Raw genomic sequence first — 13,079 nt, forward strand, 5'->3', positions numbered from 1 at the left:
GTGACGGTGGCTCACTGTCGATGGTTATGGTTTCGGTCGGTTCGGTGGCGAGTGGGCTTTTTTGCCGGGCGCGTGAGGGCACAGGCGCGGGAATTCCGTTTGCACCGGTGCGCCAGGGCTGCGCAGCCTTGATCCATGCCTTCGTTACCCCCTGGGGCAAGTCAGGACATACCCCAACTCCCCGCTGTCCGAGAGGACATCCTCGCCTACTACGCCCTCGGCAAGGAGGACGCCCGCCTTCGGCAGGGCTCCGGCCGCCTGGAGTTCTGGCGCACGCAGGACGTGCTCCGGCGGCTCCTGCCCGCGCCTCCGGCACGCGTGCTGGACGTCGGCGGCGGCAGCGGTGTGCACGCGGAGTGGCTTGCCGAGGACGGGTACCAGGCCGAGCTCGTCGATCCCGTGCCGCTGCACCTGGAACAGGCGGCGCGGCTGCCCGGCGTCTCGGTCCGTGCCGGGGACGCCCGGGCCCTGCCCGCCGAGGACGGCGCGTACGACGTGGTGCTGCTGCTCGGCCCGCTGTACCACCTGCCGGAGCGGGCCGACCGGGTCCGCGCACTGAGTGAGGCGCGCCGGGCGGTGCGGTCCGGAGGTCTGGTCGTCGCGGCCACCATCAACCGGTACGCGGCCCTGCACGACCTGCTGCGCGAGGAGCGCTACTTCGAGCCCGCCCACCGGGCCCGGACCGACTCCGTCTCGGAGCACGGCCGGCACCCCTCCCAACAGGAGGGCAGTCTCTTCACCACCGCGTATCTCGCCCAACCGGACGAGCCGCCAGGGGAGTTCACCCAGGCGGGACTCGCCGTCGACGGCCAGTACGGCGTCGAGGGCGTCGCTTGGCTCATGGGCGGTGTGGAGCAGTGGCTGGACGACCCGGAGCGCCGCGAGGCCGTCCTGGCCGCGACCCGGCGCATCGAGTCCGAGCCGGCGCTGCTGGGCGCGAGCGGCCACCTGCTGACGGCGGGAAGACGACTGCCCTGAGCGGCGCCCCCCCGTAAGGGGTCCTCGCACTATGTCCGCGCCCGGGTCCCGCGGCCTGGCACCGCACCTCGCTGCGTTGCCGAAACGCCCACGTGGCTCCTCCCTCGCTCTCGGCTCCGCTCGAGCGGGGGCACTCCTGTCGAGGGCGCTCCGGTGCCTTGCGACGCACGGCGCCGGACCACGCGACCTGATCGGGCGCTCACAGTGCAAGGCCCCCCGAGGAGCCATGGCCGCGGCCGGCTGCGGTTGCGCGCCTGCGCTGCCGCGTCACCACGTGAGAACCGCGTTCGGACCAGACAGTGGCAGACGGGTCGGAGTAGCCCCGCCGCGCGAAGGCCCGCCGCACCGAACGGGCCCGCACGCCCGAGACCCATGCCGCTCGCCGCCGTGGCCGCCGATCCGGCGGCGTCATGGGCGCGACCCCGGGCGCGACGAATGCCCCGGGTATCTGGGAGAAATAGCCTCAATCCATCCCATTGCCGCGGTATGGACGACCGCTCCCACTTGTCGCATGGGATAAATCCAGCCATGAACCATTGACCGAATCTGGTGTTAGCGCTAACACTCTTCCTCGTGCCGATGGCGCATTCGCCTGCCGGCCGCCTGTGAGCCCCACCTCGCCGGGCACCCGACTTTTAGCGCTTTTGCCTGTTCACTGCCCTCGCCACCGCTGACGAGGCGCCCGACGGAGCGTAAATGTGATCGATAACATCTCAACCGCCGTGTCCTCACCCCCGGGAGTCAAAAGCCGCCACTCCCCGGGCGGTACCCCCGCCGGCAGCCCGGGCGGGACCGGATCCGCACCACCGTCGAGGCGTACCTGCTGCTCACACCGAGCCTCGCCGGGCTCGTGCTCTTCCTGGTCGCGCCGATCGCCGGGGTCGTCGTCATCAGCTTCTTCGACTGGAACCTGATGGGCACCCCGCGTTTCGTCGGGCTGGCGAACTACCGCGAGATGATGGGCGACAACGAGGTGTGGCGCGCGATGCGCAACACCGTGTACTACGTGCTGCTGAACATCCCCGCGCAGACCGTGCTGGCCCTGCTGCTCGCCCTGGCGATGAACCGGAAGCTGCGCGGCGGCAAGGTGTTCCGGGTGCTGTTCGTCCTGCCGTGGATGGCCATGCCGGTGGCCCTCGGCATCGTCTGGAGCTGGGCGTTCGACCCGCAGCACGGCGTGGTCAACCAGTTCCTGGCCCTGTTCGGCGTGGACGGCCCGGCGTGGCTGTCGTCCACCGGCTGGGCGATGCCGGTGCTGGCCTCGGTCAACATCTGGCAGTACACGGGCTACACCATGCTGTTCCTGCTGGCGGGCCTCCAGGCGATCCCCGAATCGCTCTACGAGGCGGCCGACCTGGACGGGGCGAAATCCGTGCAGCGCTTCTTCCGGATCACGCTGCCGCTGCTGCGCCCCTCGATGTTCTTCGTGCTGGTGACCAACACCATCGGGTCGTTCCAGATGTTCGACACCGTCTACGTGATGACCCAGGGCGGGCCGGGCGGGTCGACGGACACGATGAACTACCACATCTACCAGCAGGCGTTCCAGCTGTTCCGCAGCGGCTACGCCTCGGCGCTGGCGATGCTGCTGTTCGCCGTGATCCTGCTGGTGACGGCAGTCCAGGTCCTGTACTTCCGCAAGCGCACCGTCTACGACTTCAGCTGAGGACGGCCACGACCATGTCTTCTCTCTCCACCGCCGTCCGCAGGACAACGCTGTACGGGATCCTCGCCGCCGGAGCGCTGCTGTCGGTCGCCCCCTACCTGCTGACACTGAACGGCGCGCTCAAGCGGCCGTCGGACCTGCTGTCCACCGAGGCCTGGGTTCCCGCGCATCCGGCCACGTCCGGCAACTTCGCCGCCGTGTGGAACCAGTACGGAATGTCGTCCTTCCTGCTGCACACCCTGGTCGTGGCGGTCCTCGTCACCGCCGGGCAGGTGGTGTTCAGCGCACTGGCGGCGTACGCGCTCGCCCGGATGGAGTTCCCGGGGCGCGACTGGCTCTTCTGGGGCTACCTCGCCACCATGATGGTGCCTCAGATGATCACGCTCGTACCGCTGTTCCTGATGATGCGTGAAATGGGCATGGTGGACACGTACGCGGGCCTGATCCTGCCCACCGTCTTCGGCACCCCGTACGGCGTCTTCCTGGTTCGTCAGCACTTCCGCACCGTCCCCAAGGACCTGGAAGCCGCCGCCCGCATCGACGGGGCGAGCACCTGGACCATCCTCGTGCGGATCATGCTGCCGCTGAGCCGTCCGATCCTCGCCACGCTCGCGATCATCACGTTCGTCAACACCTGGAACAACCTGATCTGGCCGCTGATCATCACCAACAGCGACCGGACCCGGGTGGTCACCGTCGGCATCGCCGCCCTCCAGGGCGAACACGTCTCCGACCTGCCGCACATCGTGCTGGCCGGAGCCGCGCTGGCCCTGTTGCCCCTGATCGCCGTGTTCCTCCTCTTCCAACGGCACATCGTCCGCTCCATCGCCCTCACCGGCCTCAAGTAGGCCGCCCTCCGCCCCCCCCGCACTGCCTCGATCACCCGCACCGAAAGGGACGCCCAGCCATGTCCGCATCCTCCAGAAGAGCCCTGGCCGCCACGGCCACCGGCGCAGTCCTGCTCTGCCTCACCACTGCCTGCGGCTCGTCCGGCTCGGACACCGCCTCGTCCGGCGGTACCGTCACCCTGCGGTACGCCATCTGGGACGCGGTCCAGGAGCCGGCGCTGAAGAAGTCGATCGACGCGTTCGAGAAGCAGCACCCGAACATCAAGGTCAAGATCGAGCTGAACGCCTGGGCGCAGTACTGGAGCAAGCTGCAGACCCAGATGGCCGGCCGCACCGCGCCCGATGTCTTCTGGGACCACGTGGCGTACTTCCCGCAGTTCTCCCAGCAGGGCGTCCTCGCCGACCTCACCCCGTACATCAAGGCCGACAAGCTGGACACGTCGATCTACGACGCCAAGCTACTGGCGGGCTGGCAGCAGGACGGCAAGCAGTACGGCCTGCCGAAGGACTGGGACACCATCGCCCAGGTCTACAACAAGACCATGCTCAAGAAGGCGGGGCTGACACAGGACGAGCTGGGCGGCCTGTCCTGGAACACCACCGACGGCGGCAGCTTCGTCAAGGCCCTGCAGAAGCTCACCATCGACGTCAACGGCAAGCACCCGAACGAGAAGGGCTTCGACAGCAAGCACGTCAAGCAGTACGGTCTCGCGCTCGGTTCGTCCAACGGCCAGACGGACTGGTGGAACGCGGCCCTGCAGAACGGCTGCAAGCTCCAGGACAAGGCGTGGGGCAAGTGGACGATCAACCAGCCCTCCTGCGTGGAGGCCATCCAGTTCATCCGGGACTTGCGGCTGAAGTACCACGTCGCGGTGCCGGCCTCCGTCACCAACACGCCGAACGGGGCGTCCCTGCCGCAGGTGCTGGCCCGTAAGCAGGCGGCCGTGGTGTGGGACGGCAGCTGGGATCTCAACGCCTACCAGAGCTCGATGAAGGGCAACTTCGGCGTCGCCGAGCTGCCCAGCGGCCCGGTCGGGAAGGGCACGGTGTACAACGGGCTCAGCAACGCCCTGTACGCGGGCAGCAAGCACCCCAAGGAGGCGTGGGAACTGGTGAAGTGGCTCGGGTCCGAGGAGTCCCAGAAGATCATCGTCTCCGAGGGGTCGGTGTGGCCGGGCATTCCCACGCTCAACAAGGACTTCGTGGCCGTGTGGAAGCAGCGGGGTGTGGACGTCAGTGCCTTCTCCAAGGAGGCTGAGGGCACGACCGCCGGGTATCCGCTGACCACCTCCTCGGCGACGTACAACGTCAAGGTGCAGGACGCCTTCAACCAGGTGTGGCTGGGCCAGCAGTCCCCCCAGGCGGCGGCGGACTCCGTCAACGAGGAGTCCAACGCGGCCGTCAAGTAGGCAGCCTCCGGCAGCAGGCGTCACGACCGACGATCCATACGGAGTTCAACGGACATGCAGAACCACACCCCGGCCCGCCCTGACGAGGAGCCGTCCCAGGGCGGCGCCGACCGCCAGCGGTCCGTCAGCATCTTCGACGTCGCCAAGGCGGCCGGGGTCTCCCACCAGACCGTCTCCCGGGTGGTCAACGGCAGTCCCAAGGTCAGGAAGGCCACCCGGGAACGAGTGCTGCAGGTCATCGACGAACTCGGTTACAAGCCCAACCGGCTCGCCCGGGCACTGGCCGGGGGAGTGGTGCGCTCGGTCACCGTGCTCACCTCGGACACCACCCTGTACGGCGCCTCCCTCGCCCTTCGGGGCATAGAGGAGGCGGCCCGCGCGGCGGACTTCGCCGTGTCGGTCAGCGTCCTGGACGAGAACTCACCGTTGACGCCGGACGACGTCGCCGGGCGGCTCGCCCGCCCCGGGGAACCCGTCCTGGTGATCGCCTTCAACGCGCCCGGCGAACGGGTCTGGCGGGCGTTGCCCGCCGAGTTCCCGGCGGCCGCCGTGGTGGAGCGGCCGCAAAAGGCCGGGCAGACGGGCGGCAGGCCGGAAGCCTGGCTCGACGACCGGGCGGCGGCGGCGCAGGCCACCCGGTACCTGCTCGGCCTCGGCCACCGCACCGTCCACTACATGACGATCCCGTCCTCGACGGCCAGGGTCGGGCAGCGCGCCGAGGGCTGGCGGGACGCTCTCGGCGCCGCCTCTCTGCCCGTACCCGAGCTGCTGGAAGGCGGCTGGAGCCCGCGATCCGGGTATCTGGCCGCCCGCACCGTGGTCGCCGACCCGCAGGTCACCGCCGTTCTGTGCGGCAACGACGATCTCGCGCTCGGTGTTCTGCGGGCGGCCCGGGAGGCGGGCCGTGACGTGCCGGGCGAGCTCAGTGTCATGGGCTTCGACGACGCGCCGTACGCGGCGTACACCCATCCCACCCTGACCACCGTACGGCTGGACTTCGAAGGGCTGGGGCGGGGCGCTTTCGGGATGCTGCACCGGCTGCTCGACCCGGACAACGCCCCGGCGCCCTCCCTGTGGGCCGAACCGGAACTGATCGTCCGGGAGAGCACCGGCCCGGCGCCGCACCGGCCCGCCTGACCGCCCCTGCTCCCGGGGCCCTCCTGTTCCCGCCCCAACCCCCTACCGCTCCGTCCGCGGGGGATGTGAGCGATAACATCCCGGTTCCCCCGATCCGTCCTCCCGCAGTGCCGCGGGAGGAGAAAGCCAGGTTTCCATGTCCCTCGACACCCGCACCCCGGGCGCCGCGCCGCCCGGCCGAAGAAGAGCACACCTCACCAGAGCACTGCTGGCCTGCGCGGCCCTCGTAGGCACCGCACTCGCCGTGCCCCAGCCGGCAGCCGCCGCCACCCAGACCTTCACCGTCGACCTCGGCACGACCACGGGAACCGTCCTGCGCGGCTCCAACGGCGCGCTCTACGGACAGAGCGACGACGGCGTCCCCAGCGACAACCTGCTGGCGCCCCTGAAGCTCACCACCGGATCGCAGAAGCCCCCGAACGGTGCCCAGCACCCCAACGGGGACATCCTGGACGTGGCCCCGTCGTTCTTCCGCAACGGCGGCGGCACGATGTACACCAACATCCAGGACATGTACTCGGACTGGCCGTACCAGAACCTCGGCCTCAGCGACTACCTCACCAAGGTCGACAGCGCCGTCAACGCGATCAAGGGGACCTCGTACGCCGACAAGGTCGTCTTCGTCCCCTTCAACGAGCCTGACGGCATCTGGTACACCGGCATCAGGAGCAGCGATGCCACGACTTACCAGGCGGCCCTGAACAAGTTCAACTCCGACTGGAGCACCGTCTACGACCGGATCCGGAGCATCATCCCCGACGCGAAGATAGGCGGGCCCAACACCGCCAACTGGAACAGCAAGTTCTTCGGCGACTTCCTGACCTACGCCAAGTCCAAGAACCAGCTGCCGGACGTGTTCACCTGGCACGAGCTCGGCCCGGGCTCCCTCGCCTCGTACCGCGGCCACTACGCCACGTACCGCTCCCTGGAGAGCGCCCGCGGCATCAGCCCCATCACGGTCAACATCGACGAGTACGCCAACCGGCGCGACCTGTCCGTGCCCGGCCAGATGGTGCAGTGGGCCGCGATGTTCGAGGACACCAAGGTCTACGCCCAGCAGCCCTACTGGGACGCGGCCGGCAACATGGACGGCAACACGGCCCTCACCAACAGCCCCAACGGCACGTGGTGGTTCTGGCGCTGGTACGCCGGAATGACCGGGCAGACCGTCAAGGCGACCCCGCCGCAGCCCAACGTCCAGGACACCCTCCAGGGCATGGCCTCGCTGGACACCGGCCGCAAGCAGGCCCAGGTCGTCCTCGGCGGATCCGCCACCGACACCGACGTGGTGATCAACAACATCCCGAGCACCACCTTCGGCAGCAAGGTCGAGGTCACCGTGCAGGCCCTGGACTGGTCCGGCTACGACGGCGTGTCCGCGCCGCCGCAGACCATCTCCCGCGCCGCCTTCACCCCCTCCAGCGGGTCCATCACCGTTCCGCTGACCGGCCTGAACCGCATGTCGGCCTACCGCATCACGGTCACCCCGAACGGCGGTGGCACCGCCGCCACGCCCACCGTGCCGCAGAGCACCTCGTACGAGGCCGAGAACGCCACCGTCACCAGCGGCACGATCAGCACCCAGGGCAACGGCGCCAACTACAACGAGGCGCAGAAGTACGCCGCCTCCGGCAACAAGGACGTCACCGCCCTCAACCAGGCGACCAGCGAGGTCGACTTCGCCGTGAGCGTCCCGTCGTCCGGGACGTACAACCTCCGGATCTTCTACGGCAACCAGACCGGCACCCCGGCCCAGCAAGCGCTGCGGATCGACGGCGCCGACCCGAAGTTCGTCACCTACCCGTCCACCCTGAACTCCGGGTACCGGGGCACGGTCACCGTCCCGGTGACACTGAGCGCGGGCAGCCACACCATCTCCCTCGCCAAGTCCGACGCCACCCTGGGCACCGGCGTGGGTGACGTGACCCTCGACAAGATCGACCTGGCGGCCGCGCAGAGCAACCCGGAGACGCTGTACGAGGCCACGTTCGCCGACACCAGCGGCACTCCCGGCTGGTCGTACGCGGACGTGGGCGAGGCCGGGACCGGCGCCGTCGTCCTGGACTCCGGCGACAGCACCACGTTCGACGCCTACGCGCCCACCAACGGCTACTACACCGTGAAGACCGACTACGCCTCCACGGGCGGAACGGCCGCCCTGGCCCTGAACGGCACCACCGTCGCCACCCTGGCCAACTCCAGCGGCGCGGCGGCCACCGCGAGCAACCGCCTCTACCTGGTGGCCGGCATCAACCGGATCAAGGTCAGCCCGAACAGCGGCGCCACGGTCACCCTGCGGGACCTGAAGGTGGCCGGCTCGGGTGACACCACCGGCGTCACCAAGATCGAGGCCGAGAGCGGCACCCTGGCCGGCGCGGCCAGGATCCAGTCGAACGTGTGGAGCTCCGGCGGCAAGAACGTCGGCTACATCGGCAACGGCAGCGCCAACACGCTGACCTTCGGCAACATCAGCGCCCCGGCCGCGGGCCGGTACGCGGTGGTGATCCACTACGCAAACAACGACCGGTCGGGCACCGGCAGTTACAACACCAACGTCAAGTCCCGCACCGCCCAGCTGACGGTGAACGGCGGCACCCCGGCCACGTCGACCTTCCGCAACACCTACGGCTGGAGCGACTTCTGGTCGCTGGGCACCACCGTCGACCTCAACGCCGGAACCAACACCCTGAAGATCTCCAACTCATCCGCCTACGCACCCGACATCGACTACATCGAGGTCGCCCGGGTGAACGGCTGACCCTTGGGGCCGCCGCCGAACCCGGCGGCGGCCCTCTTTCCCCGCATGCCGCCGCCCGTCCCCGCCCCGACCGCCCCAGCCCGAAAGGCCGCCATGCCGAACATCGCCCACGATCCCGAGCACCGCCTGTGGGTCCTGTCCGGACCCGGCTCCAGCTACGTCCTCCACCTCGACGACGACCACCGACTGCGCGGTCTGCACTGGGGCCCCCGACTCACCCTCGAACAGGCCCTCTCCCTCCTGGACCGCCCCCAGCCCGGCCGCCGGTCGTTCGAGGACCCCGCCGACGGCACCCTCGACCTCGACACCGCGGGAGCCATGCGCTACGCCCACGCGGGCGTCCAGGTCCGCTTCCCGGACGGGGTGCGCGACCTCGAAACGCACCCGGCAGGCGAGAAGGTGCTGCACCACGAGGACGGCACGGAACTGGTCCTGCGGTTCGCCGACCGGCACTACCCGCTCACCCTCGAGGCCCACTACCGCCTCCGCACCGGCACCGACGTCATCGAACGCCACCTGGTCCTGCGTCATACTGGGGCACCTGCCGACGACACGATCACGATCGTCCGCGCCGACTCCGCCACCTGGGTGCTGCCCAGGCTGGGCGAGTACCGTCTGAGCCAGGTGCGAGGCCAGTGGTGCGCCGAGACGCGTCTGAACAGGACGTCGCTGCCCTACGGCGAGACCGTCCTCACCAGCCGCCGGGGCACCACCGGACACCAGACCAACCCGTGGGCCATGATCGACGACGGTGGCGCCGACGAGGTGCACGGGGCCGTCTGGTCGTGCGCCCTAGCCTGGAGCGGCAGCTGGCGGCTCACCGCCCAGCGGCTGCCCACGGAACGGGTCACCCTGTCCGCGGGGTTCGGCCACGACCCGGTCACCTGGGAACTGGCGCCGGGTGAGGAACTAACCACCCCCGTCTGTGCCGGGGCGTACACCGAGGGCGGCTTCGGAGCCGCCAGCCGCCTGTGGCACCGGCACGTACTGGACCACGTACTGCCGCACCCTGAGGAAGTGCGGCCGGTGCTCTACAACTCCTGGGAGGCCACCGAGTTCGACATCGACGTCACCCGGCAGATGGAACTGGCCGAGAAGGCCGCGGCACTCGGCGCCGAGCTCTTCGTGATGGACGACGGCTGGTTCGGCGCCCGCACCCACGACGCCGCCGGACTCGGCGACTGGAGTCCCAACCCCGACCGCTTCCCCGACGGCCTCACCCCCCTCATCGACCGGGTGCACGACCTCGGCATGCGGTTCGGCCTGTGGGTAGAGCCCGAGATGGTCAACCCCGACAGCGACCTCTACCGCGCCCATCCCGACTGGGTGCTGCACCACCCCCACCGCCGCCGCACCGAGCACCGCAACCAGCTGGTGCTCAACCTCGCCCGCCCCGACGTGGCCGCCTGGCTGCACGGCCGGCTGGACGAACTGGTGTCGAAGAACGCCGTCGACTTTCTCAAGTGGGACATGAACCGGCCCTTCACCGAGGCCGGATGGCCCGACGCCGGGGGCGATCCCGACCGGCTGTGGATCGATCACGTGCGCAACCTCTACGCCCTGCTCGACCGGCTGCGCGCCGACCACCCCGGGCTCCGCATCGAGACGTGCAGCAGCGGGGGCGGCCGGCTCGACCTCGGCATCCTCGCCCGCACCGACCAGGTGTGGACCTCCGACAACACCGACGCGCTGGACCGCGTCGAGATCCAGCACGGCTTCTCACAGCTGTACCCGGCCCGGGTCATGGGTGCCTGGGTCACCGACAGCCCCAACCCCTACACCGGGCGCCGCGTGCCCCTCGACTTCCGCTTCCACGCCGCCATGAACGGCGTCCTGGGCATCGGCGGCGACCTGAACCGCTGGAGCGAGGCGGAGCTGGGCCGGGCAGCCGAACACGTCACCGCGTACAAGCGCGTGCGGCACCTCGTGCAGCTCGGCGTGCAGCACCGGCTGCGGCCCCGCGACGGCGGGGAGCTGAACGCCGTGCAGTACGTGGCTCCCGACGGCAGGGAGATAGCCGTGATCGCCCTCAGAACGGCGCGGCACTTCGGCCACCACGACCCGGCCCTGCCGCTGCGTGCCCTCGAACCCGCGGCACGGTACCGGGACACCGTCACCGGAGTCGTGCACCACGGTGCCATCCTCCTCACACACGGCCTGCATCTGGACCTCGCCGCCGACGACTACGCGTCCACATTGGTCCACCTGATACGGGAGCCCGCCTGATGACGCGGCCGACAGGACGAAGCCGGGCCGTGCCGGAGGCGGGCAGGAAGGGGGCGCAGGTGATCGGTCACCGCTCCAGTGTGTGATGAACTCTCAGGTGAGCGGCCTGGTTCGAGGAGCATTTCGCCTCATCGACAGTCTGCGTCATCATGTCTGCCTGCGAGCCGATAACCGCGAGGTGAAAGACCGCATGTTCACCACCCGCCCCACCCTCCAGGGCACCTTCGGCATGGTGTCCTCCACACACTGGCTCGCCTCGCAGTCGGCGATGGCCGTCCTGGAGGACGGCGGCAACGCCTACGACGCGGCCGTGGCGGGCGCGTTCGTGCTGCATGTCGTCGAGCCGCACCTCAACGGCCCGGCCGGCGAGGTGCCGATCCTGCTCGCCCGGCCGGCGGCGAGGTGCGGGTGCTGTGCGGGCAGGGCGTCGCACCGGCCGGGGCGACGGTCGCCCACTACCGGGGCCTCGGCCTGGACCTCGTCCCCGGCACCGGCCCGCTCGCCGCCGCCGTGCCGGGGGCGTTCGACGCCTGGATGGTGCTGCTGCGCGACCACGGCACCAAGTCCCTCGACGAGGTCCTGAAGTACGCCGTCGGGTACGCCGAGCACGGGCACCCGCCCGTGGAGCGCGTCGGCGAGACCGCAGAGACCGTGCGCGAGCTGTTCGAGACGGAGTGGACTTCGTCGGCCGACGTCTACCTGCCCGGCGGGAAGGCCCCGCGCCCCGGCGAGCTCTTCACCAACCCCGCGCTCGCCGCCACCTGGAAGCGCCTGCTCGCCGAGACCGCCGGAGCGGGGGACCGGGAGGCACGGATCGAGGCCGCGCGGGAGGTGTGGCGCTGCGGCTTCATAGCCGAGGCCCTGGTCCGGCAGGCCGGGCGGCCCACCATGGACACCAGCGGCGAACGCCACACCGGTACCCTCACGGCCGCCGACCTCGCCGCCTGGTCCGCCGGCTACGAGACACCGGTGACGTACGACTGGAACGGCTGGACGGTGTGCAAGCCGGGTCCCTGGAGCCAGGGCCCGGTCCTCCTCCAGCAGCTCGCCCTGCTCCCGCCCGAACTGCCCCGCCACGGCTCCGCCGACTACGTCCACCTGCTGGTCGAGAACTGCAAGCTCGCCATGGCCGACCGGGAGGCCTGGTACGGGGACGCCGCCGACGTGCCGCTCGACGACCTGCTGTCGGACGCGTACAACACGGCCCGCCGCGCTCTCGTCGGCGAGCAGGCCTCCCACGACCTGCGGCCCGGCAGCCCCGGCGGACGCACTCCGCGACTGTGCGCGCACGCGCGCGTGGCGGCCGCCGCCCAGGAGGGCTTCGACGCCCTGGGCGTCGGTGAACCGACCGTCGCCAAGAGCCCCACGTCCCCCGTGCCCGGCGAACCGGAGGTCACCGCCGACGGGGCCACCCGCGGCGACACCTGCCACCTCGACGTCGTCGACCGCTGGGGCAACATGGTCTCGGCCACGCCCAGCGGCGGCTGGCTCCAGTCCAACCCCGTCGTGCCCGAACTCGGCTTCCCGCTCGGCACCCGGCTCCAGATGGCCTGGCTGGAGGAGGGCCTGCCGAACTCCCTCACCCCGGGGCGCCGCCCCCGCACCACGCTGACGCCCTCGATCGCCCTGCGCGAGGGCGTGCCCGTCATGGCGTTCGGCACCCCGGGCGGGGACCAGCAGGACCAGTGGCAGCTGCACTTCCTCCTGGCGGTCGCGCTGCGCGCCCAGGTGCGCGGCGGCCTGGACCTCCAGGGCGCGATCGACGCCCCGAACTGGCACAACGACAGCTTCCCCGGCTCCTTCTATCCGCGAGGCATGCGCCCCGGAAGCGTCACCGTGGAGTCCCGCACGGACCCGGCCGTCGTCGAGGAGCTGAGGCGGCGCGGCCACGAGGTGACCGTCGGCGGCCCCTGGTCGGAGGGCCGGCTCTGCGCGGTCGCCCGGGACCCGGAGACGGGCGTCCTGTCGGCGGCGGCGAACCCGCGCGGCATGCAGGGCTACGCGGTCGGGCGGTGATCCCGCCGAGCCCCCGGCCGTGGATCCCGCGGGTGACACGT

Annotated in this window: 7 protein-coding genes and 1 pseudogene; all 8 read left to right on the forward strand. The window is 70.4% G+C overall.

The window, feature by feature from the left end:
• Positions 1-135 precede the first annotated feature (135 nt).
• The gene (locus V8690_RS35410) at positions 136-978 is read left to right on the forward strand and encodes a class I SAM-dependent methyltransferase (protein ID WP_338784137.1); all 843 of its coding nucleotides are present in this window, start codon (positions 136-138) and stop codon (positions 976-978) included.
• 850 nt (positions 979-1,828) lie between these two features.
• Positions 1,829-2,644, forward strand: a complete 816-nt coding sequence (locus V8690_RS35415) for a sugar ABC transporter permease (RefSeq protein ID WP_338784138.1) — start codon at positions 1,829-1,831, stop codon at positions 2,642-2,644.
• A 14-nt stretch (positions 2,645-2,658) separates the two neighbouring features.
• Positions 2,659-3,492 (forward strand): carbohydrate ABC transporter permease, encoded by an 834-nt coding sequence (locus V8690_RS35420; RefSeq protein ID WP_338784139.1) that lies wholly within the window; start codon positions 2,659-2,661, stop codon positions 3,490-3,492.
• Positions 3,493-3,551: 59 nt separating this feature from the next.
• A complete protein-coding gene (locus V8690_RS35425) occupies positions 3,552-4,901 on the forward strand; it encodes a sugar ABC transporter substrate-binding protein (protein WP_338784140.1) in 1,350 nt (449 codons plus the stop codon).
• A gap of 54 nt (positions 4,902-4,955) precedes the next feature.
• Positions 4,956-6,038, forward strand: coding sequence for a LacI family DNA-binding transcriptional regulator (locus V8690_RS35430; RefSeq protein WP_338784141.1), 1,083 nt, complete (start codon positions 4,956-4,958; stop codon positions 6,036-6,038).
• Between the two features lie 136 nt (positions 6,039-6,174).
• Positions 6,175-8,796 (forward strand): CBM35 domain-containing protein, encoded by a 2,622-nt coding sequence (locus tag V8690_RS35435; RefSeq protein WP_338784142.1) that lies wholly within the window; start codon positions 6,175-6,177, stop codon positions 8,794-8,796.
• A 93-nt stretch (positions 8,797-8,889) separates the two neighbouring features.
• Positions 8,890-11,022, forward strand: coding sequence for an alpha-galactosidase (locus V8690_RS35440; protein WP_338784144.1), 2,133 nt, complete (start codon positions 8,890-8,892; stop codon positions 11,020-11,022).
• A 190-nt stretch (positions 11,023-11,212) separates the two neighbouring features.
• Positions 11,213-13,038, forward strand: a pseudogene (locus V8690_RS35445) (gamma-glutamyltransferase).
• The last annotated feature ends 41 nt before the right edge of the window (positions 13,039-13,079 follow it).

This window comes from Streptomyces sp. DG1A-41 (genome assembly GCF_037055355.1).
In the GTDB taxonomy this organism is placed as follows: domain Bacteria; phylum Actinomycetota; class Actinomycetes; order Streptomycetales; family Streptomycetaceae; genus Streptomyces.

Excerpts from the sequence above, each read along its gene's own strand:
- V8690_RS35410 (WP_338784137.1), top strand. The coding sequence starts at position 136 with ATGCCTTCGTTACCCCCTGGGGCAAGTCAGGACATACCCCAACTCCCC.
- V8690_RS35420 (WP_338784139.1), top strand. The coding sequence starts at position 2,659 with ATGTCTTCTCTCTCCACCGCCGTCCGCAGGACAACGCTGTACGGGATC.
- V8690_RS35425 (WP_338784140.1), top strand. The coding sequence starts at position 3,552 with ATGTCCGCATCCTCCAGAAGAGCCCTGGCCGCCACGGCCACCGGCGCA.
- V8690_RS35430 (WP_338784141.1), top strand. The coding sequence starts at position 4,956 with ATGCAGAACCACACCCCGGCCCGCCCTGACGAGGAGCCGTCCCAGGGC.
- V8690_RS35435 (WP_338784142.1), top strand. The coding sequence starts at position 6,175 with ATGTCCCTCGACACCCGCACCCCGGGCGCCGCGCCGCCCGGCCGAAGA.
- V8690_RS35440 (WP_338784144.1), top strand. The coding sequence starts at position 8,890 with ATGCCGAACATCGCCCACGATCCCGAGCACCGCCTGTGGGTCCTGTCC.